At 65.9% G+C, this 25,449-nt stretch carries 16 protein-coding genes and 1 pseudogene; 4 read left to right on the top strand and 13 right to left on the bottom strand.

From position 1 onward, the window contains the following. Positions 1-8: 8 nt before the first annotated feature. On the bottom strand, positions 9-1,376 hold the full coding sequence (locus tag VSR34_RS12565) for a peptidylprolyl isomerase (RefSeq protein WP_028211814.1): 1,368 nt from the start codon (positions 1,374-1,376) through the stop codon (positions 9-11). Between the two features lie 101 nt (positions 1,377-1,477). Continuing rightward, complete coding sequence (locus VSR34_RS12560; protein WP_342962624.1) at positions 1,478-3,862, bottom strand: LPS-assembly protein LptD; 2,385 nt, start codon at positions 3,860-3,862, stop codon at positions 1,478-1,480. A gap of 245 nt (positions 3,863-4,107) precedes the next feature. On the opposite strand from VSR34_RS12560, the gene VSR34_RS12555 reads away from it, so the two are divergent. Both VSR34_RS12555 and murU read left to right on the top strand, forming a co-directional pair. Next, positions 4,108-5,169, top strand: coding sequence for a phosphotransferase (locus tag VSR34_RS12555; RefSeq protein ID WP_342962623.1), 1,062 nt, complete (start codon positions 4,108-4,110; stop codon positions 5,167-5,169). A gap of 62 nt (positions 5,170-5,231) precedes the next feature. Then, entirely contained in the window at positions 5,232-5,936 is a 705-nt protein-coding gene (murU, locus tag VSR34_RS12550; RefSeq protein WP_028211817.1) for an N-acetylmuramate alpha-1-phosphate uridylyltransferase MurU, read from the top strand. Between the two features lie 43 nt (positions 5,937-5,979). Here the strand turns inward: murU and VSR34_RS12545 are convergent, their stop codons facing one another. Beyond that, positions 5,980-7,878, bottom strand: a complete 1,899-nt coding sequence (locus tag VSR34_RS12545; protein ID WP_342962622.1) for an ABC transporter ATP-binding protein/permease — start codon at positions 7,876-7,878, stop codon at positions 5,980-5,982. A 412-nt stretch (positions 7,879-8,290) separates the two neighbouring features. On the opposite strand from VSR34_RS12545, the gene VSR34_RS12540 reads away from it, so the two are divergent. Next, positions 8,291-8,686 (top strand): acyl-CoA thioesterase, encoded by a 396-nt coding sequence (locus VSR34_RS12540; protein ID WP_028211819.1) that lies wholly within the window; start codon positions 8,291-8,293, stop codon positions 8,684-8,686. Positions 8,687-8,743: 57 nt separating this feature from the next. Here the strand turns inward: VSR34_RS12540 and VSR34_RS12535 are convergent, their stop codons facing one another. Both VSR34_RS12535 and VSR34_RS12530 read right to left on the bottom strand, forming a co-directional pair. After that, positions 8,744-12,319, bottom strand: coding sequence for an EAL domain-containing protein (locus tag VSR34_RS12535; RefSeq protein WP_342962621.1), 3,576 nt, complete (start codon positions 12,317-12,319; stop codon positions 8,744-8,746). A 229-nt stretch (positions 12,320-12,548) separates the two neighbouring features. Continuing rightward, the gene (locus tag VSR34_RS12530) at positions 12,549-13,031 is read right to left on the bottom strand and encodes a nitrate reductase associated protein (RefSeq protein ID WP_028211820.1); all 483 of its coding nucleotides are present in this window, start codon (positions 13,029-13,031) and stop codon (positions 12,549-12,551) included. Positions 13,032-13,223: 192 nt separating this feature from the next. Between VSR34_RS12530 and fdhD the strand changes: the two genes are divergently transcribed. Next, positions 13,224-14,060 (top strand): formate dehydrogenase accessory sulfurtransferase FdhD, encoded by an 837-nt coding sequence (fdhD, locus tag VSR34_RS12525; protein ID WP_342962685.1) that lies wholly within the window; start codon positions 13,224-13,226, stop codon positions 14,058-14,060. A 37-nt stretch (positions 14,061-14,097) separates the two neighbouring features. Here fdhD and VSR34_RS12520 read toward each other — a convergent pair whose 3' ends face one another. The 8 genes and pseudogenes from VSR34_RS12520 to aspS all read right to left on the bottom strand — a co-directional run bounded on the left by VSR34_RS12520 (position 14,098) and on the right by aspS (position 25,411). Beyond that, positions 14,098-14,868, bottom strand: a complete 771-nt coding sequence (locus VSR34_RS12520; protein ID WP_028211822.1) for an enoyl-CoA hydratase — start codon at positions 14,866-14,868, stop codon at positions 14,098-14,100. 108 nt (positions 14,869-14,976) lie between these two features. Then, the gene (locus VSR34_RS12515) at positions 14,977-16,176 is read right to left on the bottom strand and encodes an acetyl-CoA C-acyltransferase (RefSeq protein ID WP_342962620.1); all 1,200 of its coding nucleotides are present in this window, start codon (positions 16,174-16,176) and stop codon (positions 14,977-14,979) included. A gap of 31 nt (positions 16,177-16,207) precedes the next feature. Beyond that, positions 16,208-18,649, bottom strand: a complete 2,442-nt coding sequence (locus tag VSR34_RS12510) for a 3-hydroxyacyl-CoA dehydrogenase/enoyl-CoA hydratase family protein (RefSeq protein ID WP_342962619.1) — start codon at positions 18,647-18,649, stop codon at positions 16,208-16,210. A 159-nt stretch (positions 18,650-18,808) separates the two neighbouring features. Further along, entirely contained in the window at positions 18,809-20,596 is a 1,788-nt protein-coding gene (locus VSR34_RS12505) for an acyl-CoA dehydrogenase C-terminal domain-containing protein (RefSeq protein ID WP_342962618.1), read from the bottom strand. Between the two features lie 67 nt (positions 20,597-20,663). Continuing rightward, positions 20,664-21,263 (bottom strand): TetR/AcrR family transcriptional regulator, encoded by a 600-nt coding sequence (locus VSR34_RS12500; RefSeq protein ID WP_028211826.1) that lies wholly within the window; start codon positions 21,261-21,263, stop codon positions 20,664-20,666. Positions 21,264-21,545: 282 nt separating this feature from the next. Continuing rightward, positions 21,546-22,838: pseudogene (locus VSR34_RS12495) on the bottom strand (phospholipase D-like domain-containing protein); the annotation flags it as partial. A 92-nt stretch (positions 22,839-22,930) separates the two neighbouring features. Beyond that, positions 22,931-23,446: a dihydroneopterin triphosphate diphosphatase gene (gene nudB, locus VSR34_RS12490; RefSeq protein WP_342962617.1), complete on the bottom strand. Its 516-nt coding sequence runs from the start codon at positions 23,444-23,446 to the stop codon at positions 22,931-22,933. A gap of 159 nt (positions 23,447-23,605) precedes the next feature. Continuing rightward, complete coding sequence (gene aspS / locus VSR34_RS12485; protein WP_028211828.1) at positions 23,606-25,411, bottom strand: aspartate--tRNA ligase; 1,806 nt, start codon at positions 25,409-25,411, stop codon at positions 23,606-23,608. Positions 25,412-25,449 lie beyond the last annotated feature (38 nt).

The following is a 25,449-nucleotide window of genomic DNA, read 5'->3' as shown; positions in this document are numbered from 1 at the left end:
CAAAGCGATCAGTTGTGCGGCGGCGTCATGCCCGCGATCTTGTAATCGACGTAGGCACTGTCACGCAACTGGCGCAGCCAGTCGGCGTAGGCCTGCTCGGCCTTGCGCTGGCCGATGGCCTGGCGTGCGAGATCCATCTGCTGGGCGATCGAGCCTTCGGCGTCGCGGCGGCCCAGCACCTGGATCAGGTGGTAGCCATACTCGGTGCGCACGGGCTCGCTGAGCTGATTGTCCTGCAGCGTGTTCATCGCGCGCTCGAATTCGGGCACGGTTTCGCCCGGGCTGATCCAGCCAAGGTCGCCGCCCTGCGAGGCGGAGCCGTCCTGAGAATAGGTGCGCGCGAACTTGGCGAAGTCGCCGCCCGCCCCGATCTCCTGGCGGATTTCGAGCAGCTTCTGACGCGCCTGCGGCTCGGACATGCCGTCGCCCACGCGCAGCAGAATGTGGCGCACGTGTGTTTGCACGAGCTTGGGTGCGTCGGCGGCCGTGCCTTGGCCCTGGCGACGCTCGACGAGCCGCACGATTTCGAAGCCGTCGTTGGTGCGAATCACCGAGGGATTCACTTCGCCCGGTCGCAGCGTGGAAGCTGCGGTCACGAACTCGGGCGGCAGCTTCGATTGCGGCTGGAAGCCCATGTCACCGCCCTTGCCTGCGTCGCTCGCCTGCGAGTTCGACTTGGCAAGGCTCTCGAACTTGCTGCCCGACTGCGCCTCCTTGAGCAGCGCGTTGGCCTTCGCCTGCGCGGCTTCGATGTCGGTCTCAGAAGCGTTCAGCGGCGCCTTGATGAAGATGTGCTGGAAATGCAGGTCGCTCGTCTGGCCTGCGTTCGGCCCGCGCTGGCTCGCGATGTAGTTCGCGACTTCGGCGTCGGAAACCGTGATCCGGCTGTCCACTTCCTTCTCGCGCAGCTTCGAGAGCGTGAGTTCCGTGCGCGCGTCGCGCATGAACGTGCTCCACGGCACCCCGGCCGCCTCGATGCGCGTGCGGTAGGTGGCGAGGTCCATGCCGTTCGCCTGGGCGAGGCGCTCGAGCGTGCGTTGCACGGCGGCGTCGTCGACGATGATGCCGTCTTCCTTCGCCTTCTGGAGCTGGATGCGCTCCAGCACCATCTGGTTGAGCACCTGCGAGCGCAACTGGTCGATGGGCGGGATCGGCGCGTTTTGCTGCTGCAAACGGTGCGAGATGAGTTCGACGCGGCCGTCGAGTTCGCGCTGCGTGATCACGCCGTCATTGACCACTGCGGCGATCGTGTCCACTGCCTGGCCATTGCCGGCCGGGAGACCTTGAGCTTGCGCCGACACGGCAGGCAACACGCCTGCGACGGCGAAGAGACTCGCAGCGTACGCTGCCAGGCGAAGCTTTTTCATGATTCCCACAGATACTCCAATGTTGGCGGGCCCGCTCAGCCCGTCTCTATGCAACCGACACCGCGTTGCCCCGAGGCGCCTCGCGCAAGCCATGCGCTCCGGGTCACGCGTTATTGATAATCAGTGAAGCGCGACGGCGACGGCGCCACACCCGGCAGTTGCGTGTACCCCGGCACTGCGGACCGGAACGCCGCCACGAGTCCGTTGTCGACGTTCGACAGCCCCTTGAGCGTGAGCTGCGCGAGAAAGCGCGTTGACGAACTCGGGCTGCCCGACGTATTGACCCCGTTCGCGTAACGCTGCAGGCCGACACCGAGAACCCAGCAGTCGGCGTCGTACTGCATGCCGACCAGGCCGTCGACGATCCGATGACCGTCCAGATCGTAGTTGAAGCGGCCCACGGCGTACACCCGATGCGAGAACGGCCATTGAGCCGAGATCAGGATCTGGTTGATCGGCGTGTTTTCGAGCGTCGTGTTGGCGCGCGTGTAGCGATACGCCACGTTCAGCACGCGGCTCGGTCCCGGGCTGTACCCGAACCCGATGCTCGCCTTGGTGAACGCGTTGTTGTCGGCATTATATTGGAACGCCGTTTCCGAAGCGAAACCGCCCCCGATTTTCAGCGATGCGCCCGCGATCAGATCCGAATGCGTCGCCTGCGCGTTAGTCTCGCCGGGAATGAGCGTGACGCGCTGGTCCTGGAAGAAATACTGCTGCGCCAGCACGAAGCGCGCGCGTTCGTCGCCCGAGGCCGGGTCGATGAAGCGCGTGGTGATCGCGGCCGTGATGCGGTTCGCGTCGGCGATGCGGTCGTTACCGACGAACGTGTTCGGCGTGAAAATTTCCGCGAGCCCGAAGTCCGACTCGGCGGTATCGAAAAGGGGCGCGAACTGCTGGTTGTGGTACGGCGTGTACACGTAGTACAGGCGGGGTTCCAGCGTCTGGATGTAATCCTGGCCGAACAGGTGCACCGAGCGGTCGAACACGAGCCCCGTGTCGAAGCTGAACGTGGGGATCGATTCGGTGAAGCTCTTCGGCGTGCCGACGGGCGAACCGAAGGTCGTGCCCGGCGCGCCGATGTTGCTAAGGTTGTACGACGCGAAGTGCCATTGCACCTTCGGCGTGACGAAATAACCCGGCCCCATCAAGGAGTACGACAGGTACGGATTGAAGACGACGCGGTCGCCTTCGGTCGCGTTGGCTTCCGTGATGCGGAAGCGCGAATAGTCGGCTTCCATGCCGTAGTCGAAGCCGCCGACGTTGTACTTCGCGTACTTCACGTTCAACTGCGGCTCTCGGCCGTATGGCGGCGTCGACGACTCGACCGTCTGCCAGTGCTGCCAGCGACCCAGCACGGACCACGGACCGTTGTTGTACGTGAGGCCGGCTTCCTGCTGATAGAGCGTCTGCGTGCCGTTCAGGAACTGGTTGGCCGGAGACGACAGGTCGGACGAGTAGGTATTGTCCGAGACCTTGTTGTAGTAAATGTAACCGCCGAACCCGTTGCCGAAGTTCTGGTTGTGCTGGATGAACAGCGCGTAGCGGTTCGTCTTCGTGATCGCGTCGTCCGGCAGGAACGTTCCCGTGATCGAGCCCGAGTAGTTCGTCGAGAGATACCGGTAGTTGCCCTGCAGGAACACGCCCCGCTTCGAGATGATCTCGGGCGTGAACGTGAAGTCGCGGTTCGGCGCGATGTTGAAATAGTACGGCAACGAAATTTCGTAGCCGTTCGTCGAGCTGATCGAGAACGTCGGCGGCAACAGGCCGCTGCGCCGCTCGCCCGAGAGCGGGAACGACAGCCACGGGCTCGCGAAGATCGGCACGTTCTGGAAGAACAGCACGCCGTTGTGCGCCACGCCTTCGTCGCTGCCCGTGTCGAAGTCGAATTCGCTGCCCTTGATGTACCAGGCCGGATTGGTCGAACACTGGCACGCGGTGTAGGTGCCGTTCGTGAGCACCGAGCGTTCGCTGTCCAGCAGATCGGCGCGCGCGGCGCTGCCCGAGCCGCCCGTGAGCGTGAAATGGTATTTCGGCGCGGGCATGAAGCCCTCGTTCGCCTCGACCTTCAGATGCGCCTCGGGCCCCACGAACGTCGTGCCCTTTTGCGACACCACGACATTGCCATACGCGTTGGCCATGTCGGTGTCCTGGTCGTAGTGAAGAGCGTCGCCTTTCACCACGTTCGAGCCCTGGCGCAGCTCCGCGGCGCCTCGCACCGCGAGGTCGGTGTCCACGGTGCCGGTGGTCGAATCGCCGAGCACGAAAGTCGCCGGGCGCTGACCCGGCGCGTTGATGTGGTCCTCGAGTTGCGGCGCGAGCCGCAGGCTCCACGGGCCGTCCAGCTGCTGCGGCTGAGCGGCGTCGCCCGTGAGCTGGGCGTGCGCGAGCGCAGGCACCAGACCCGGTACGGCCATGAGTGCCGCGATGAGCCGCCGCTTGCCCGGCACGCCGTCGTCACTGAGGGAGATCGTCTGGAAAAACTGTCTGGGCGGCATGTATGGTTTTGGCGAATCGGCCCGGCCGCCGCCCACTCCGTCATGGCGGCCCGCCTGCGCACCGCCCTTCCGATGAACCGGATCGAGGCCGGACTGCACACAATCAATTACATTTCATCGAACGATGGACCGGCGATGAATGCGGCGAACCTACCGTCATGCGGGCTTTGGCGCGAGTCGCGTCAAAAAAGTCGTGGGGTATTATATGGCAAGACGTTGATCCACTGATTTTGCCTCTGGCTTTCATGACCTTTTCTGCCGCGCATTCCCCCGCCGCTTCCCCAGCCGACAGCCGCCGCGATCTGCTCGCCGCCTGGCTCGGCAGCCACGCCGAACGCTACGCCCTCGACCTCGCGACGCTAGCGCCCGCCTCCGCCGACGCGAGCTTTCGCCGCTACTTCCGCCTCGCGAGCGCGGGTGCGCATGGCGCGACGCTCATCGCGGTCGACGCCCCGCCCCCCGAAAAATGCCGCGAATTCGCCCAGATCGCGCAGTTGCTCGAAGCAGCGGGCGTGCATGTGCCGCGCGTGCTCGAAGCGGATTTCGACGCGGGCTTGATGCTCGTGACCGATCTCGGCACCGCGCCCTACCTGAAAACGCTGCAGGAAGCCGGCCCCGGCCCGCGCTCGCGCGAACTGATGCGCGACGCGATCGACGCGCTGATCCGCTGGCAGCTGAGTTCGCGCGCGGGCGTGCTGCCGGACTTCGACGAAGCCTTCATGCGCCGCGAGATGGAGCTGATGCCCGAGTGGTATCTCGAGCGCCATCTGGGCCGCAAGGTCGACGAGGCCACGCGCGGCGTGCTCGATCGCACCTTCGCGCTGCTCGTGACGAGCGCGCGCACCCAGCCGCAGACCTTCATGCTGCGCGACTTCATGCCCCGCAACCTGATGATCGCCACGCCCAACCCCGGCGTGCTCGACTTCCAGGACGCCGTGTACGGCCCGATCACTTACGACGTCGTCTCGCTGCTGCGTGACGCGTTCCTGAGCTGGGACGAGGAGTTCGAGCTTGATTGCTTCGCGCACTACTGGGAGCGCGCGAAGAAAGCGGGACTGCCCGTCGACCAGGACTTCGGCGAGTTCTACCGCCAGCTCGAATGGATGGGCCTGCAGCGCCACATCAAGGTGCTCGGCCTCTTTTGCCGCATCCACTATCGCGACGGCAAACCGCATTACATGAACGACCTGCCGCGCTTTCTCGCCTACGCGAGCAAGGTCGCGCACCGCTACCGCCCGCTGGCTCCCTTCGCGCGCCTCATCGACGACCTGCAGGGCAGCGCCGTCGAAGTCGCTTACACCTTCTGAAACGGGCCGCCATGACCCAATCGAATCACGCGCCGGCGACGGCGGCCCGCGGTCGCACCGCGATGATCTTCGCCGCCGGGCGCGGCGAGCGCATGCGTCCGCTCACCGACACCTGCCCGAAGCCGCTCCTCGAAGTGGGCGGCAAGCCGCTCATCGTGTGGCAGATCGAGCGGCTCGCGGCGGCGGGCTACACGCGCATCGTCATCAATCATGCATGGCTTGGCGCGCAGATCGAAGCCGCGCTCGGCGACGGCTCGCGCTTTGGCGTGGCGCTCTTCTACTCGCCTGAAAGCGACGCGCTCGAAACCGCGGGCGGCATTGCGCAGGCGCTCCCGCTCATCGCGCCAGACGGCGCGGCCGAGGTCTTCCTCGCGGTGAGCGGCGACGTCTATAGCGAGTACGATTTCGCGCGGCTCGCGGCGCGCACCGAGGCGCTCGCCGCGCGCGAAGCGCCAGGCATGCATCTCGTAATGGTGCCGAACCCGGCGTTCCATCCGAACGGCGACTTCGCGCTGGGCTCAGACGGCCACCTCGCGCTCGAAGGCGCGCCGCGCTATACGTTCGGCAATTTCGGCCTTTACGACACGCGCATGTTCCGCGATCTCGCGCCGGGCACGAAGCGCGCGCTCACACCGTACTATCGCGAGGCGATCGCCCAGGGTCGCGCGAGCGGCGAACTGTACGAGGGCGTATGGGAGAACGTCGGCACGCCCGCGCAACTCGAAGCGCTCGACACCGCGCTGCGCGCCAACGCCCGGCAGGGCTGAAGCACGCCGTGCGCAACGCAAAAGCGCCGGCGCGCGGCTCGCTTCAGTGCCCGCCCGCTGCCGGCGCTTCGATCTGTCCTTCCGGTGCCTGGGGCGCCTCGCTCGCCTTCTGCTGCTGCAGCGCCCACATCTGCGCATAATGCCCGCCCGCGGCGAGCAGTTGCGCATGCGTGCCGCGCTCCACGATGCGCCCATGATCCATCACGATGATCTGCTGCGCGTGCACCACGGTCGAGAGCCGGTGCGCGATGACGAGCGTCGTGCGCTCGCGCGCGATCAGATCGAGCTCGTGCTGGATGGCGCGCTCGGAGCGCGAGTCGAGCGCCGACGTCGCCTCGTCGAAGAGCAGGATCGGCGGATTCTTGAGCAGCGTGCGCGCGATCGCCACGCGCTGTTTCTCGCCGCCCGAGAGCTTGAGGCCGCGCTCGCCCACGGGCGTGTCGTAGCCCCTGGGCAGGCTTTCGATGAACGCGTGAATGTGCGCCGCGCGCGCGGCCGCGATCACCTCTTCGCGGCTCGCCGTGGGGCGGCCATAAGCGATGTTGTAGTAGATCGAATCGTTGAACAGCACCGTGTCCTGCGGCACGATGCCGATCGAGGCGCGCAGCGAATCCTGCGTGACGTCGCGAATATCCTGACCATCGATCGTGATTGCGCCACCCGTCGTGCGATCGAGATCGTAGAAACGGAACATCAGCCGCGCGAGCGTGGACTTGCCCGAGCCGCTGTGCCCCACCACGGCCGTCGTCGTGCCCGCCGCAATCGTGAAGCTCAGGTCGTGCAGGATCTGGCGTGAAGGCTCGTACGCGAAGTTCACGTGCGAAAAGCGCACCTCGCCGCCACGCACCGCAAGCGGCTGCGCGCCGAGCGCGTCGGGCACTTCGCGCTCGACGGTGAGCAGCGTGAACATGCGGTCCATGTCCGTGAGGCTCTGCTTCAGTTCACGATAGACGACGCCGAGAAAATTCAGCGGAATGTAAAGCTGAAGCATGAACGTGTTGATGAGCACGAGGTCGCCGAGCGTGAGCCGTCCTGCCATCACGCCCTGCGTGGCGCGCCAGAGTATGAACACGAGGCCCGTGCCGATGATCGCCTGCTGCCCGAAGTTGAGCGCCGAGAGCGACTGCTGCGACTTGATCGCGGCCTTCCTGTAGCGGCGCAGGTTCTCGTCGTAGCGCGTCGTTTCCCACTCTTCGTTGCCGAAATACTTCACGGTCTCGTAGTTGATGAGCGAATCGATCGCGCGCGAGTTGGCGCGCGAATCGAGCTCGTTCATCGTGCGGCGGAAATGCGTGCGCCACTCGGTCACCTTCACCGTGAAGACGATGTACGCAACCAGTGCGACGAGCGTGACGATCGCGTAATACGCCTCGTACTTGACCACGAAAAAGCCGAGCACGAGGCCCACTTCGACGAGCGTCGGCAGGATGCTGTAGAGCGAGTACGAAATGAGCTGCGTGATGCCGCGCGTGCCGCGCTCGATGTCGCGCGACATGCCGCCCGTCTGCCGTTCGAGATGAAAGCGCAGCGACAGCGAATGCAGATGGCGGAAGACCTTGAGCGCGAGCTGGCGCACGGCGCTCTCGGTCACCTTCGAAAAAAGGATTTCGCGCAGTTCGGTGAAGAGCGAAGTCGAGAGGCGCACCACGGCGTATGCCACGACGAGCAGCCCGACGCCGCCCGCGAGCACGATGCCGGGGGCGTGCTCCGCGCGGCCGAGCGCTTCGAGATGACGCACCGAGGCGAGTCCATCGACGATGTGCTTCATCACGATCGGCACGCCGAGGTTGGCCACCTTCGCGCCGATCAGACAGCAGAGCGCGAACGCCACGCGCCATTTGTACGCGGTCAGGTAAGGCAGCAGTGAAACGATCGTCTGCCAGTCGTTGCGCGGCCCGGTGGCGGGCAGCGCGGGTTCGTTGGAAGCGGGAAAGCGGCGCATGGCGGGGCGGCGATATGAGTGTGCGAAATTCGGTGGAATTGCGGCGGGAAGCGCGGCGGAAAGTGCGGTGCGAAGTGTGGTGAGAAGTGTGGGTAGAAGCGCGGTGAGAATGCGCTGCGAACGCCGCGCGAATGCGTAGTGCGAAGGCCGGTTCGAAGACCGGAGCTGGGCGCGGCGCAAGCGGCACGACGAGTCCTGTGGGGCAATCGGCGACGGGTTTCGCGAGGGTGGAAGGCACTTATCGACCCGCCCGCCGCGCCTCATGCTTTCCCGTACAATTCCTGATCGACGTATTGTCGCAGAAGGCGGCGCGCCCCGCTGGACGCGCTCATGCCTGCCCAACAGCGCATGTCAGCACCAGGACCAGCGCCGCTGCGCCGCCCGCCGTTCGATCCCTTTTCATGGAAGCCCGATGACCGATTCGTTCCCGCTCCCCCAAAAATCGCCCGCGCTGCGCGTCGTGCCGCAACCCTCGGATGCGAACGTCCACGGCGACGTCTTCGGCGGCTGGATCATGGCGCAGGTCGACATTGCCGGCTCGATTCCGGCGAGCCGCCGCGCCAACGGGCGCGTCGCGACCGTCGCGGTGAACTCGTTCGTGTTCAAGCAACCGGTGTTCGTGGGCGATCTGCTGAGCTTCTACGCCGAAATCGTCAAGACGGGCAACACCTCCGTGACCGTTGAGGTCGAGGTGTACGCCCAGCGCATGCGCCTCCAGGAGGAAGTCGTCAAGGTCACCGAAGCAACGCTCACTTACGTGGCGACCGGCGCGGACCGCCGTCCGCGCCCACTGCCCGCAATTGAATAACACAACTGCGAACGCAACCACGAACGCAACCGCGAACGCCCGGCGCGTGCGCCGGGCTCAAACCGTCCACGCAAGCCCGGGCGCTTCCTCGTAAGCGGCGCTCGCGCGCAGCAGCGCCGCCGCCTCGTCGCCGGGCAGCGGCGGCGCGAAGAAGTACCCTTGCAGTTCGTCGCACGCGCGCTCGCGCAGGAAGGCGAACTGCGCCGACGTCTCCACCCCTTCCGCGATCACCTGCAATTGCAACTCGTGCGCGAGCGCGATGATGGCCGCCGTGATCGTTTCGTCGTCGCTGCTCGTGCCGATGTCGGCGACGAACGAGCGGTCGATCTTGAGCCGGTCCACGGGCAGACGCTTCAGGTAGCTCAGGCTCGAATAACCGGTGCCGAAGTCGTCGATGGCGATGCCGATGCCAAGCGCGTGCAGCTCGTTGAGCATCGACACGGCTTCCTCGGCGTTGCGCATGAGCGTGCTCTCGGTCAGTTCGATTTCGAGCCAGCAGGCTTCGAGCCCGGTTTCCTGGAGCACATCCTTCACGAGTTGCGCAATGTCGCGCTGGTGGAAGGTCCTCGCCGAGAAGTTCACGGAAACGCGCACGGGCGGCAGCCCCGCGAGTTGCCACTCGCGATTCTGCCGGCACGCCTCGCGCAGCACCCAGTCGGAGAGCGGGCCGATGAGGCCGCTTTCCTCGGCCACCGGAATGAACTGCGCTGGCGAAACGAGCCCCACCTCGGGATCGCGCCAGCGCACGAGCGCCTCCATGCCGATAATGCGCCCGCCCTCGATCTCCACCTGGGGCTGGTAGTGCAGCAGGAACTCGCCGTCGCGCAGCGCGCGGCGCAGTCGCCTTTCAAGATTCAGGCGCGCGCCCACGTTCGCATTCATCTCCGGCTGGAAGAACTGGAACGTATTGCGGCCCATGTCCTTCGCGCGGTACATCGCGACGTCGGCCTTCTTGAGCAGCGTTTCGGCGTCGTTGCCGTCCTGCGGGTACACGCTCGCACCCATGCTGCAGCCCACGTAGAGCTCGGTGCCGTCGATCCACACCGGCTCCGAGATCAGCGCGCGCGCCCGCTCCATCCAGCCGATCAGCGCCTTCTCGTCGATGGCGTCGGTGAGCACGATCACGAACTCGTCGCCACCGTGGCGCGCGACCGTCTCGGTCGTGCGCGTGCAGCGCTGGAGCCGCTCGGCCACTACGCCCAGCAGCCGGTCGCCCACGCTGTGGCCCAGGCTGTCGTTGACGTTCTTGAAGCCGTCGAGATCGATGAACACCACGGCCACGCCGGTGTCGTGCCGCTGCGCCGCGAGCAGCGCATGCTGAAGCCGGTCGCGCAGCAGATTGCGGTTGGGCAGCAGCGTGAGGCTGTCGTAGTTCGCCTGGTATTCGAGTTGCTCCTGGTAGCGAATCAGCTCGGTCACGTCGTTGATGATGCCGATGTGGTGCGTGATGCGCCCATCGAGATCGGGCACCGGCGCGATCAGCAACTGGTTCCAGAAGAGCGCGCCGTCCTTGCGGTAATTGCGCAGCACGGCGCTCACCTCGCGGTTCGAGAGCAGCGCCTTGCGGATCGCGATGAGGCCGTCCTGCTCGCGGTCGTCGCGCTGCAGGAAGCGGCAGTCCTGGCCGATCACCTCGCTGGGATCGAAGCCCGTGATGCGGCCGAACGCCGGATTCGCGTACTCGATCAGGTTGCTGCCGCCCGGCCCCGGCGCGGTGATGAGAATCGCGTTGGTGCACGCGTCGAGCGCGCGGCTTTGCAGGCGCAGCGCGAGGTCGGCGCGCTTGCTTTCGGTCGTGTCCGTGTAGGAGCCGAGCACGCCGATCACGCGGCCGTCGCCGTCGAGCATCGGCAGCTTGCTCGTGAGCGTCGTGCGGTGCAGCCCGTCGATCGTGAGGTCGTCCTCGTAGTTGATGCGCGGCAGGCCGGAGTCGATCACCTCGCGGTCCTGTTCGCGCATCGCGTCGGCATAGGCGCGCCACGGCAGGTCGTCGTCGGACTTGCCGATGATCTGCTCGGGGTACGCGAGACCTGCGTCGCGCGCGAAAGTCATGTTGCAGCCGAGATAGCGCGACTCGGCATCCTTCCAGAAGATGCGCTGCGGAATGTTGTCGATCACCGTCTCGAGCATCTGGTTCGAGCGCTGCGCTTCCGCTTCCGCCTTGATCTGCTCGGTCACGTCGTCGGCGAGCACGAACACGGCGTCGCGGCCGAGGAAAGTGAGCGAGTGATGCGAAATGTCCACACTGACGAGCGAGCCGTCGCGCCGGCGGTGGTGCCAGATGCCGGCCATCGTGCGCAGGTTCCGCGTGAGCGTGTCCGAGCGGGCAAGGTGCTGCTCGAGTCGCGCGACTTCCTCGGGCGGACGGATGTCGCGGATCGTCATCGCGAGGAACTCTTCCTCGCTGTAGCCGTACTGCTGGATCGCGGCGGTGTTCACGGCGAGAAAACGCATCGTCTCGCGGTCGAACACATACATGGGCACCGGGTGGGCGTCGAACAGCCCCTGGAAGCGCTCGCTGCGCAGGCGCATGCCGCTCACCGCGCGCAGCTTCTCGCGGGCGGCGCTCTCGCGCGCGCCGAACGTGTAGATGAGCAGCGTCGCCCCCGCGAGCATCGTCACGATCAGGAGCACGAGGGCGCGGCCACCCGAACGCGCCGAATCGGCGAGCGCGGCAGCAAGCGCCTGGTCCTGCGTGCGTTGCAGCGCCGCGAGGCGCATGTCGAGCCGGTCGACGAGGGAATCGAAGCGGAGGTATTCGCCGGAGAGCCAGGCGGCAGTGGCGGGCGACACGCCCTCCGCGGTGGGCGCGGCGGTTGCGGGCAGGAGCGTCTTGGCGTTTGGCGTCGCGGGCGTCTGGACGGTGCTTGCCGCGATGCCGGTCGTGACGTTCCCACCGGTGCTTGCCGCGGCATGCGCGGCAAGCGGCGCGGCTGCTGGCGAATCCGGCGTGACGGCGCTCGCCGCCTCCGGGGCCGCGGCGTGCAGCGGCAGTATCGCGCCGGTCACGATATGCCCGTCCGCGCGCGCATTCGGTACGCTCGGCGAGTGAGCCGCCGGTGCCGCGACGCCGTTGCGGGCAAGCGCCTCGCGCGCGGCAAGCTGCGCCGCGGGCGCGCGCGCCGCATTGGGTGGCGTTGCCGCGCCGGCCTGCTGGCCGGTCGCGCCGCCTGCCGCGGGATCATCCAATGGCGCCGCGCTCGCCCCCGCCACGGCCTGTCCGCGCTCGTCGGCCACGCGCTGCCCGGCGCGCGCGAGCGTCTCATCGATCTCCCTCGCAATGGCGGCGGCATCGGCCGCCGTCGCATCGAAGCGGGCTGCGAGGTTGGCATCGCCGGCCAGCTCAGCCCGCAGTACGCGGCCGGTTTCATCGAGCAGGGCGGCACGCGCCTCGCGTGCGCCGGCGGACTCGGCCTGCCCCTGCACCGCGAGACGGCTCAGCGCGCTCAAGCCGCTGCCGAACGCGTCGCGATAGCGGTCGAGGTCGTGGCGGATCGTCGCCGCCTGGCCGGCGCGCAGATCGATCTCGCGCTGACCGTCGATCTGCGTCCACGCGACAAACGCGTTTGCGCCGACGGCCGCCGCAACGACGGCGAGATTGATGAGTTGGCGCTTCGAAAAGAGAAAGTTCATGAATGCCGAGCGTCGTTCGCGCCCGCGCCGTGGACGCGGGATGATGGGTCACGACTGCGCGCGACCGGTCGGCGCCTGACGCGCCAACCCGAAATAACGGCACGCCTCGGCTTGTCTTGAGGGAAAAATCGCTGAAAGCGGCGAAAAAAAAGCCCGGCGGCGCGCGCGAGGCGGCCTCCGCCAGCGGAATCAGGATAACGATCGAGCGGGAAAAATCAGCAGGTAAGCATCAACGCGGCACCGCCAGCCCGAACTCTCGCATGGCCGGCAGGAAGTCGTGGTTGCCCTCCGGTTTGCGCGCGAGCTTGGCAAGCACATAGCGCTGGAACGGGGCGAGTTGCGCCCAGTCTTCGAGGCCCGGTGGCCGCAGATTGGCGAGCTCCGCCTGCAGCGCAATGCCGGCCGGCACCGCACTCACGTCGCGCCAGGCCGGCGCTTCGTCGGGCGCGAACCATTCGGGTTCGACGTTGGCATGCGTGCGGATCATTTCGAACAGCGCGTGATCGAAATTGGGCTCGATCTGCGTGTCCTCGTCCACGGGAAAACACGCCAGCAGCCGGCGGTCCTCGTAGGGCAGCAACTGCCATTGCGCGAGGGAAATGCGCAGACCAAAACGATCCAGGTTGAAGCGCACGCACATCGGAATAAAGGTGAGATTTTCCGACGAGTCGACCTCGAACCGGAAGAGCAGCGGAGCTTCGTTCAATGCCATGACGGTATCCTCGCGAGGCGGGCGTAGGCGCGACAAGCGCGGGCGGCCCGCTTGAGGTATTTTAGAACCTTCCGCGCGCGGCGCAGGCCCGCCATCCACCGGCAGCGCTGCGGTGCCGCGCCGCCGCTGCATAAGGACTGATGGAGTTCCCGCTTGGCCACACCGCCCCGTTCCCCCGCTCTCACGCCGACCCTGGCGGCGCCACCACTCGAATCCGAAGGCCAGCGCGGCGCCATCGAGCTGCGTGTGCACCGTCACCGCGGCGGCACGGTAGAAACGCATGTCGACCACGTGGGCCAGGAATGGCCCGTCGCGCTCGTCTTCAACGGCATTTCGCATGCGGTCATGATGTGCACGCCGCGCGACCTCGAAGCGTTCGCAGTGGGCTTTGCGATCTCGGAAGGCATCGTCGGGCGCAACGCCGATATCCAGGACATCGAGGTCTACTGGCATGCAGAGCCTTCGGCCGACCTGCCGCATGCCGAAGTCCATCTCACGGTGGTCCAGCAGGCGTTCGTCGCGCTGAAGGAAAAGCGCCGCGCGCTCGCCGGTCGTAGCGGCTGCGGCGTATGCGGCATCGAGAGCATCGATCTGCTCGATCTCGAACCGGAGCAGGTGCCCGACACCGGCTTCGTTGCGCGGCTCGCGCCCGACGCCATCGCGCGCGCCGCCCGGGAGCTGCCGCAGCACCAGGCGCTCACGAAGCTCACGGGCGGCCTGCACGCGGCCGCGTGGTGCGACGAAAACGGCACGATCCTGCGCGCCTTCGAGGACGTGGGCCGCCACAACGCGCTCGACAAGCTCATCGGTCAGCTCGTGATCGAGCGCGCCGACACGCAGCAGGGCTTCGTCTTCCTCTCTAGCCGCGCAAGCTACGAGCTCGTGCGCAAGGCCGCGCGCGTGGGCATTCCGATGGTCGCGACGATCTCGGCGCCCTCCTCGCTCGCCATCGCCATCGCGAAGCGCGCCGGCCTGCGGCTCGTGAGCTTTTGCCGCGAGTCGGGCTACGTCGATTACGAAACGGCGTGAAGCACACTCCGTAATTCGTGACGCCCGGCCCGGCGCCTCAATCGAACTGCCGGAAATCCGGCTTGCGCTTTTCGAGGAACGCAGTGAACGCCTCGCGCGCCTCGGGCGAGAGCAGCATCTTGCCGAAGTGCACGCACTCCTCGCTGATACGCGTCTTGATCTCGTGCTCGCTCGCGTGCTTCATGAGCGACTTCGTCATGCGCAGCGACGAAGCAGGCAGCGCGACGAGCTTCGCCAGTTGCGCGGCAACGAACGCATCGAGCTCGGCGGCTGGCAGCACTCGGTTCACGAAGCCCATGCGATGCGCCTGCTCCGCGTCGACGATCTCGCCGAGCATCAGCATCTCCGCCGCGCCCTGATACCCCGCAATGCGAGGCAGCAGCAGCGACGAAGCCGCCTCCGGGCACAGCCCGAGCTGCGCGAACGGCACGGCGAAGCGCGCGTTGTCGGCGGCGTAGACCATATCGCAATGCAGCAGCAGCGTCGTGCCCACGCCGATGGCCGGTCCTTTCACCGCCGCGACGAGCGGCTTCTCGAACGTCGAGATGGCGTCGAGAAAGCGGACCACGGGCGAATCGGCGCCAGTGGGCGGCGACTTCAGGAAGTCTTCGATGTCGTTGCCCGCCGTGAAGATTTCGGCGCCGCCGCGCACCAGCACCGCGCGCACCGACGCATCCTCGCGCGCGGCCGCGAACGCGTCGATCATCGCCAGATACATTGCGGGCGTGAGCGCGTTCTTGCGCGCGGGCCGGTCGATGGTGATCGTGAGCACGCCGTTTTCGCGTGCGGTCAGGATTTCGTTGCTCATGCGGGAGTCTCCTCGCAAAGTCCACACATCCGATAACAAAAAACGGCCCGCAAACCGCGAAGTCTGCGAACCGTGTCGATCAACGCCTGGGCGTTTCGGCCGGAGCGCTTACAGCCGCTCGATGATGCCGGCCGCACCCATGCCGGTGCCGACGCACATCGTCACCATGCCGTACTTGTAGTTGCGGCGGCGCAGGCCGTGCACGACCGTCGAGGCGCGGATCGCGCCCGTCGCGCCGAGCGGGTGGCCCAATGCGATGGCGCCGCCGAGCGGGTTGATCTTCGAAGGATCGAGGCCGAGGTCCTCGATCACCGCCAGCGACTGCGCGGCAAACGCCTCGTTCAGCTCGATCCAGTCGAGATCGTCCTGCTTGAGGCCCGCGGCCTTGAGCGCGGCCGGAATTGCTTCCTTCGGGCCGATGCCCATGATCTCCGGCGGCACGCCGCGCACCGCGAAGCTCACGAAGCGCGCGAGCGGCGTGAGGTTGAACTGCTTGAGGACCTTCTCGGAGACGACGATCAGCGCGCCAGCGCCGTCGGACGTCTGCGAGCTGTTGCCCGCCGTGACCGAGCCCTTGTTCGCGAACACGGCGCGCAGCTTCGCGAGACCTTCGAGCGTGGTGTCGGCACGCGGGCCTTCGTCGAGCTCGATCAGGCGTTCCTTCACTTTCACCTCGCCCGAGGCGAGATCAGGATAGCGCTCGACGATCGTGTATGGCGCGATCTCGTCCTTGAACTCGCCCGCCTGTTGCGCGACGAGCGCGCGGCGGTGCGATTCCACCGAGAACGCGTCCTGCGCCTCGCGGCTCACCTTCCAGCGCTCCGCCACTTTCTCTGCGGTCAAGCCCATGCCGTAAGCAATGCCGACGTCTTCGCTGCGATCGAAGATGTGCGGCGAGAGCGACGGCTTGTTGCCCATCATCGGCACCATGCTCATCGACTCGCAGCCGCCCGCGATGATCGCGTCGGACTCGCCCACGCGGACGCGGTCCGCCGCCATGGCGAGCGCCGTGAGACCCGACGCGCAGAAGCGGTTGACGGTCACGCCGCCCACGCTCTGCGGCAGCCCCGCGAGCAGCGCGCCCATGCGCGCCACGTTCAGTCCCTGCTCGGCCTCGGGAATCGCGCAGCCGACGATGGCGTCTTCGATCACGCTCGTGTCGAGGCCGGGGACCTGCGCCACGGCCGACCTGATCGCGTGAACGAGCAGCTCGTCGGGGCGGGTGTTCCTGAACACACCGCGCGGCGCCTTGCCGATGGGCGTGCGGCTCGCGGCGACGATGTATGCGTCCTGCAACTGTTTGCTCATCTCTTACTCCAGTCCGTTGTCTCGTGCCGCTTTAGTTGCGCACCGGCTTGCCGGTTTGCAGCATGCCCATGATGCGTTCCTGTGTCTTTTGCGTGCCGAGCAGCTCGACGAACGGGCGGCGCTCGAGCTTGAGCAGCCACTCTTCGTCGACGAGGCTGCCCGCCTCGACGTCGCCGCCGCAGATCGCTTCGGCGATGCGGCTCGCAATCAGGAAGTCGTGATCGCTGATGAAGCGGCCGTCGCGCATGTTCACGAGCGACGCCTTGATCGTCGAGATCGCCGAGCGGCCCGCCACCGGAATCTGCGTTGCGCGCAGCGGCGGACGATAGCCCGCCGCCGAGAGTGCGCGCGCTTCCTTCTTCGCCGTGTCGAGCAGCTCGAAGACGTTGAAGACGATCGTGTCCGACGGCTTCAGATAGCCCATGGCGCGCGCTTCGTGCGCCGAGCCCGAGACCTTGGCCATCGCCGCGTTTTCGAACGACTTCTGCAGGAACCTGAGCAAATCGCTCGGCGCCGCACCGATCGCCTGCGCGCCTTCGGCCGCACGAATGGCCGCTTCCTTCAGGCCGCCGCCAGCCGGCACGAGACCCACGCCAACTTCGACGAGGCCGACGTAGCTCTCGATATGCGCGACGCGCTTCGCGCTTTGCAGCATGATTTCGCAGCCGCCGCCGAGCGCGATGCCGGACACCGCCGTGATGACGGGCACGTTGGCGTACTTCACGCGCAACATCGTGTCCTGGAACTTCTTCACGAAGGGCTCGATGCCCTTCGCGCCGCCCATCATGAACGCGGGCATCGCCTCTTCGAGGTTCGCACCCGCCGAGAACGGGCCGCCCGGCGTGCCGAGCTTGAGCGAAGTCGGTTGCCAGATCACGACGCCCTTGTAGCCGTCTTCGGCGATGTCGATAGCCTTCACGAGCGAGTCGAGCAGGCCCGGGCCCATCGTGTTCATCTTGCTCTTGTACGAGACGATGACGACATCGTCCTCGCCCGCACGGTCGTCCACCCATGCGCGCAGGTGCTCGTTTTCGAACAGCGTCTTGCCGTAGGTCTTCGGATCGCGCGCCCCGGTTTCACCGAAGAGCGCCGCGCGGAACACCTGGCGCTCGTACACGGGCAGATTCGAGCGCGGCTCGAAGCGTTGCGCGGCCGGCGACCACGAGCCGTCAGCAGCGTGCACGCCGCCGTTCGCGGCCACCGGGCCGTCGAACACCCAGGCGGGGAGCGGCGCATTCGAGAGCGCCTTGCCCGCTTCGATGTCTTCCTTCACCCACTCGGCGACCTGCTTCCAGCCCGCGGCCTGCCAGCCCTCGAACGGGCCTTCGTTCCAGCCGAAGCCCCAGCGGATCGCGAGATCCACGTCGCGCGCGTTGTCCGCGATCGACTGCAGATGCACGCCGATGTAATGGAACACGTCGCGGAAGATCGCCCACAGGAACTGCGCCTGCGGATGCTGGGTTTCGCGCAGGAGCTTCAGGCGCTCGGCAGGCGGGCGCTTGAGGATGCGGCCCACCAGCTCGTCGGCCTTGCCGCCGCCGTCGACGTACTCGCCCGTGCTGGGGTCGAGCACCTTGATCGCACGGCCTTCCTTGCGATAGAAACCTGCGCCCGTCTTCTGGCCGAGCGCGCCCTTCGCCACGAGACCCGCGAGCACGGCCGGCGTCTCGTAGACGGGGAAGAACGGATCGTCCTTCAGGTTGTCCTGCATCGTCTTGATGACATGCGCCATCGTGTCGAGACCGACGACATCGGCGGTACGGAACGTCGCCGATTTGGCGCGGCCAAGGCGCGCGCCCGTGAGGTCGTCGACTTCGTCGAAGCGCAAACCGAACTTCTTCGCCTCGGCGATCACCGCGAGAATCGAGAACACGCCCACGCGGTTCGCGATGAAGTTCGGCGTGTCCTTCGCGCGCACCACACCCTTGCCGACGACGCTCGTGAGGAACGATTCGAGCTGGTCGAGGATTTCGGGCTTTGTGTGCGCCGTCGGGATCAGCTCGACGAGGTGCATGTAGCGCGGCGGATTGAAAAAGTGCACGCCGCAAAAACGCGCCTTCAGGTCATCACCGAAGCCATGCGAGAGTTCGGTGATCGACAGGCCCGAAGTGTTGCTCGCGAAAATCGCGTTCGGGGCGAGGTGCGGCGCGACCTTCTTGTAGAGGTCGTGCTTCCAGTCCATGCGCTCGGCGATCGCCTCGATCACCACGTCGCATTCCGCGAGCTTCGCGATGTCGTCCTCGTAGTTCGCGGGCGTGATGTATTGCGCGTCGTCCTTCACGCCGAACGGCGCGGGCGAGAGCTTCTTGAGCGTCTCGATCGCCTTGAGCGGGATCGCGTTCTTCGGGCCTTCCTTCGCGGGCAGATCGAACAGCAGCACGGGCACGCGGGCGTTGATGAGATGCGCGGCGATCTGCGCGCCCATCACGCCGGCGCCGAGCACGGCTACCTTGCGAATATTGAGATTGCTCACGTTGTTCCTCCAGCGGATATGCAATGTCGAGCGGATTTGAGATGGTTTGCGGCGCGGACCGGCCTGTTGTTGTTCTTGCCGAGGCGCCGCTTCCGGGCATTCGGTGTTTCAGCGCCGCGCGCGCTCGCGAGCAAAGCAAGCAGCGCGCACCTTGAGCGCTTAGAACAGCGCTTCGTCGACTTCCATCAGCGTCTTCGAACCCGCGCGCGCCTGGCGGATCGACGTGGCCGTTTCAGGCAGCAGCTTCGCAAAATAGAAGCGCGCCGTTGCCAGCTTCGACTTGTAGAACGGATCGCCCGAGCTTTCCTTGTCGAGCGCGATGCGCGCCATGCGCGCCCAGAAGTACGCGAATACGAGGTGGCCTGCCGTGCGCAGGTACGGCACCGCGGCCGCGCCCACTTCGTCGGGGTTCTGCATGGCCTTCATGCCGATTTCCATCGTGAGCTTCTGCATCTTGTCGCCGATGTCGGCGAGCGGATTCACGAACTCCTGCATCTCCGGCTTGATGCCTTCGGCTTCGACGAAATCCGTCACGAGCTTGCCGAACTTCTTGAGCTTCGCGCCCATGTCGCCCAGCACCTTGCGGCCCAGCAGGTCGAGCGACTGGATCGTGTTCGTGCCTTCGTAGATCTGGTTGATACGCGCGTCGCGCACGTACTGCTCCATGCCCCACTCGGAGATGAAGCCGTGCCCGCCGTACACCTGCATGCCGAGGTTGGTGCTCTCGAAGGCGTTGTCGGTGAGAAAGGCCTTGATGATCGGCGTGAGCAGCGCGACAAGATCGGCGGCTTCCTTGCGCTCGGCTTCGTCGCCGTGCGAGAGCTCCTTGTCGATCTGCAGCGCGGACCAGTACGTGAACGCGCGCGCGCCTTCGGCCCATGCCTTCTGCGTGAGCAGCATGCGGCGCACGTCGGGATGCACGATGATCGGGTCGGCGGCCTTTTCGGGCGCCTTCGGGCCGGTCAGCGCGCGCATCTGCAGACGCTCCTTCGCGTACGCGAGCGAGTTCTGATAAGCGACTTCGGTGAGACCGAGGCCCTGCATGCCGACGCCGAGGCGTGCGGCGTTCATCATCACGAACATGGCGTTCAAGCCCTTGTTCGGCTCGCCGACGAGCCAGCCCTTCGCGCCGTCGAGGTTCATCACGCAGGTGGCGTTGCCGTGAATACCCATCTTGTGCTCGATCGAGCCGCACTTGATGCCGTTGCGCTCGCCGATCGCGCCCGCCGCCGTGGGAATGAACTTCGGCACCACGAAGAGCGAGATGCCCTTCGTTCCCGGCGGCGCGTCCGGCAGCCGTGCGAGCACGAGGTGGATAATGTTCTCGGCCATGTCGTGCTCACCGCTCGAGATGAAGATCTTCGTGCCGGTGATCGCATACGAGCCGTCGCCGTTGGGCTCGGCCTTAGTGCGCAGGATGCCGAGGTCGGTGCCGCAATGCGGCTCGGTCAGGCACATCGTGCCGGTCCACACGCCTTCGACCAGCTTCGGCAGGTAGGTTTTCTGGAGTTCGGGCGTACCGTGCGCGTGCAGACACTCGTAGGCGCCATGCGAGAGACCCGGATACATGGTCCACGCCTGGTTCGCCGAGTTCAGCATTTCGTAGAGGGCGTTGTTGACGAACGCCGGCAGGCCCTGGCCACCGTATTGGGGATCGCAGCCGAGCGCCGGCCAGCCCGCTTCGACATACTGCCTGTACGCTTCCTTGAAACCCGTCGGCGTGGTGACGACGCCGTCGCCGGCATAGGTGCAGCCCTCGCGGTCGCCGACCTGATTCAGCGGAAACAGCACCTCGGAGCAGAACTTGCCGGCTTCTTCGAGCACCTGATTGATGGTGTCGGCGTCGAGGTCGGCGTGCTTCGGCATCTGCTTCACTTCGCCTTCCACGTTCAGCAGCTCGTGCAGCACGAACTGCATGTCGCGCAGCGGCGCGGTGTACTGTCCCATGTCTTCTCTCCAGAATGTGAGCTTCGGGTCCCTCGCGCCGCCGCGACTTCGATGGTGCGGCAAGACGCTACTGGGTTCCGCTCTGATACGAAACGATCAACCTCTCGAACGCGGCCCACGTATGCTCGACCGCGTCCGGCAGATGCAGGAAGCGGCCATCATGATGCAGGCCGAGCGTCACGCTATACAGTTCGAAGAGCATCAGCGCGGGATCGGTGTCCTTACGCAAATGCCCTTCCTCGATTGCCTGCGAAATGGCCCTCATGAGCGCCGCGCGCCACATCGACACGCTCGCCACGAGCGTCTCGCGCACCTGGCTGTCCGCGCGGTCGTCGTACTCGACCGCGCCGCTGATGTAGATGCAGCCGGTCGTGACTTCGTGAATGCGCTTCTCGATCCATCGCGACAGCATCGCACGCAGACGCGGCAAACCACGCGGCTCGCGCAAACTCGGAAAGAAGACTTCTTCCTCGAATCGACGGTGGTACTCGCGCACCACCTCGACCTGCAGGTCTTCCCGCGAACCGAAGTGGGCGAAGACGCCACTCTTGCTCATCTGCATGCGCTCGGCGAGCAGGCCGATGGTCAGTCCTTCCAGTCCGTCGCGTCCTGCGAGATCGAGTGCTGCATCCAGAATGGCGGCTCGTGTCTGTTCGCCTTTTCGCATAGCTTTCTTTACCGTAACGATGCGGCCGCGATGTCGCTGTCGACGGCTAGTCAACCGCTTGCATCGGGGCCTGAATTAAATCGAACGGCCGTACTATTGTTGAGGACAGCCGTCCGCGAAACAAGGACTTTATTAGAAACCGATTTCTAACCGGTACGCTAATTTTCGGGGTTCGTACACCGGGCGCAAGCCGACATTCTCTCGATTGCACGTGCAGGGACTCGTATGGCAGGCGCATCGTTCGGACGACGCTTTCTGGCGACTTTCTCGCGCCTCGCCGTTCTAGTCGTAGCCGCCCACGGTGATGAGCTTCATGAGCGCTCGATAAAACGCCCACGCGAGCCAGTTCACGGCGCGCACTTGCCACGGCCGCGCTTCGTAGCTCGCGCGGTCGATTTCCACGGAGTCGCCGAACGCGGCGAGAATCTCGCCGCGCAGTTGCTCGATCTGGGGATGCTCGACCAGCAGCACGTTCGCCTCGTTGTTGAGCACGAGGCTGAGCGCGTCGAGGTTGGACGACCCCACGGTGGCCCAGCTCGAATCGACGACGGCCACCTTGCCGTGCAGCATCGTTTTCTCGTATTCGGCGATCTGCACGCCCGCACTGAGCAGCGAGTGGTAGAGAAACGGCACCCCGTAGTCGAGCACCTTGAATTCCTTTCGTCCGACGAGAAGCCTGATCGCCACGCCGCGCTCCGCGGCCGAAACGAGCGCGCGCCGCAGCCGCCGTCCCGGCATGAAGTACGGATTGGCGAGCAGCACTTCCTTGCGCGCCTCGCCGATGGCGTCGAGATAGGCCTTCTCGATGGCGCGCCGGTTCACCACGTTGTCGCGCGCGACGAAGGCCACGCACGGCACCTGCGCCGAGCGCGGGTCGCGCACGCTCGCGCGCAGCCGCTCGCGCAGGCGCGTGAACAAGTGTCTCGTGCGAGGCGAGCGCACGGTGGGCGTTAGCGCGCGCAGCGCGTCGTCCACGATCTGGGTGGGGCGACCCACCGTGTGACCGGTCGGATGCGGCGCCATGAAGCCCGCGCTCGCGGGCACGCCGGGCGAGAGCGCCTGCGGCAGCGGCGGGCGGTAGCCGAGCCGGATGCGCCGCCACTGCTGTTCGATCGCGAGGCGCACATCGACGACGACGGGGCCGTGCAGTTCGACGGCGAAATCCCAGCGTGGATACGGCAGCTTGCGGCCATCCTGCTCGATATCGTCGATCACGTTGATGCCGCCACAATACGCAAACTGGTCGTCGATCACGGCGAGCTTGCGGTGCGTGCGCGAAAAGCCGAACCGCCCGAAGATATGCGGGTTGTAGACGCGATGCTCGACGCCCGCGCCGAGCCACACCTCGAACAGCCCGATGCGCGGCGAGCCGATGCCGTCGGTGATGACGCGCACGCGCACCCCACGCGCCGCCGCGCGCAGGAGCGCGTCGGAGAGCGAGCGGCCGATGGCGTCGTCGCAGAAGATGTAAGTTTCGAGTGCGACGTCGCGCGTGGCTGCGTCGATGCGCGCGATCATCGCGCCGAAGAGATCCGCGCTGGAGCCGAACAGCCGCACGTCATTGCCGCTGGTGAAGCGGTAACGCGAACGATAGCGCCGACCGAGGAGCGCCTCGCGCAGCCTCACGACGCGCTGCGATTCGATGCCCGGATCGGTGCTCGTCTCGCTCATGTTCCGCTCACTTGAGTCGCTTCATCTCCGTCGCGCCGCTTGCGCCCCTCGCGCAGCCGGGACGGTAGCTGAAGGATGGCCTCGCGGTTCGACCACGAGAAGCACTTCGCCGCCGCTTCCTCGTAAGGCAGCCACAGATACGCCGTATGCTCGCGCGGCGCGAGCGTGACGACTGTGCCCGTGGGCACTTCCAGGCTGAACCAGTGCTCGGTGTTGCGCGTGACGCCGGGCGCATAGCGATGCCGCCAGACGGGATAGATTTCGTACTCGATCTCGTGACGCCAGTCGAGCAGCGCCGCCTGCGGCACACCATCGGTGCCGACGGCAATCCCCGTCTCCTCGGCCACTTCGCGCACGGCGGTTTCGGCGAATGGCTCGTCGAGGCGATCCTTCGAGCCGGTGACGGACTGCCAGAAGCCGGGCCGGTCGGCGCGTTCGATGATCAGGACCTCCAACTGCGGCGTGTGGATGACGACGAGTACGGATTCCGGAATCTTCGGCGGCTTCTGCATGGCGATGGAGCGTGGGGAGGAACGCGCGCTGCGCGCTTGCGGCGCGTCTAAAGGTAATTTAACGCAAAAAGCAAAAAAGGCGCACGATGCGCCTTTTTTGTCGTTGCGATGCAAAAGCTCGCGGTGGGCACCGGGGCGGAGCGCCCGGCGCTGCGCTGCTTACTGTGCCGTCTTCTGCTCGGGCTGACGCAGACGGATGTGCAGTTCGCGAAGCTGCTTCTCGTCCACCGCGCTCGGCGCCTGCGTGAGCAGACACTGCGCGCGTTGCGTCTTCGGGAACGCGATCACGTCGCGGATCGAGTCGGCGCCGGCCATCATCGTGACGATGCGGTCGAGACCGAAAGCGATACCGCCGTGCGGCGGCGCGCCGTACTGCAGCGCGTCGAGCAGGAAGCCGAACTTCGCGCGCGCCTCATCGGGACCGATCTTGAGTGCGCGGAACACCTTGCTCTGCACGTCTTCCTGATAGATACGCACCGAGCCGCCGCCGATTTCCCAGCCGTTCAGCACCATGTCGTAGGCCTTGGCGAGGCAGCGGCCCGGATCCGTTTCGAGGTATTCGAGGTGCTCGTCCTTCGGGCTCGTGAACGGGTGATGCGCGGCCACGTAGCGGTTCTCTTCCTCGTCGTACTCGAACATCGGGAAATCGATGACCCACAGCGGCTTCCAGCCCTTCTCGACGAGACCGTTGGCCTTGCCGAACTCCGAGTGGCCGATCTTCAGGCGCAGTGCGCCGAGGCTGTCGTTCACGACCTTCGCGCGGTCCGCCGCGAAGAAGATGATGTCGCCATCCTGCGCGCCGGTGCGCTCGAGGATCGCGGCGATCGCGGCGTCGTGCAGGTTCTTGACGATCGGGCTTTGCAGACCGTCACGGCCCTTGGCGGCTTCGTTGACCTTGATCCACGCGAGACCCTTCGCGCCGTAGATCCGCACGAACTCGGTGTAGCCGTCGATGTCGCCGCGCGAAAGCTCGCCGCCCTTCGGCACGCGCAGCGCCGCGACGCGGCCGTCCTTCGTGTTGGCCGGCGTGCTGAACACCTTGAAATCGACGTCCCTCATGGCGTCGGTCAGCTCGGTGAATTCGAGCTTCACGCGCAGGTCCGGCTTGTCCGAGCCGAAGCGGCTCATGGCTTCCGAGTACGGCATGATCGGGAACTTCGCATCGAGCTCGACGCCGATCGTTTCCTTGAACACGTGACGCGCCATGTCTTCGAACAGGTCGCGGATTTCCTGCTCGCCGAGGAACGACGTTTCGCAGTCGATCTGCGTGAATTCGGGCTGACGATCGGCGCGCAGGTCTTCGTCGCGGAAGCACTTGACGATCTGATAGTAGCGATCGAAGTTGGCGACCATCAGCAGCTGCTTGAAGAGCTGCGGCGACTGCGGCAGTGCGAAGAACTGCCCCGCGTTCACGCGCGACGGCACGAGGTAGTCGCGCGCGCCTTCCGGCGTGCTCTTCGTGAGCATCGGCGTTTCGATGTCGATGAAGCCGAGCGCGTCGAGATACTTGCGCACGGCCATCGTCACGCGATAGCGCAGGCGCAGGTTGTGCTGCATCTGCGGACGGCGCAGGTCGAGCACGCGGTGCGTGAGACGCGTGGTTTCCGAGAGGTTGTCGTCGTCGAGCTGGAACGGCGGCGTGACCGATGCGTTGAGCACCACGAGCTCGTGGCACAGCACTTCGATCTTGCCGCTCGTGAGGTTCGCGTTGACCGTGCCTTCCGGACGATTGCGAACGACGCCCTTCACTTGCACGCAGAATTCGTTGCGCACGCCTTCGGCGATCTTGAACATCTCCGCGCGATCGGGATCGCAGACGACCTGAACGAGGCCCTCGCGGTCGCGCAGGTCGATGAAGATGACGCCGCCATGGTCACGGCGGCGATGCACCCATCCGCACAGCGAAACAGTTTGGCCCAGCAGCTGTTCGGTCACCAGACCGCAGTATTCAGATCTCATCGACATGATGTTCGTCTTTCGTTATGCATGAATGAACGGGAGCG

Source organism: Paraburkholderia sp. JHI2823 (assembly GCF_038900695.1).
Taxonomy (GTDB): domain Bacteria; phylum Pseudomonadota; class Gammaproteobacteria; order Burkholderiales; family Burkholderiaceae; genus Paraburkholderia; species Paraburkholderia mimosarum.
The sequence above is the reverse complement of the archived record's forward strand: the minus strand, read 5'-3'. Positions and strand labels throughout refer to the sequence as shown.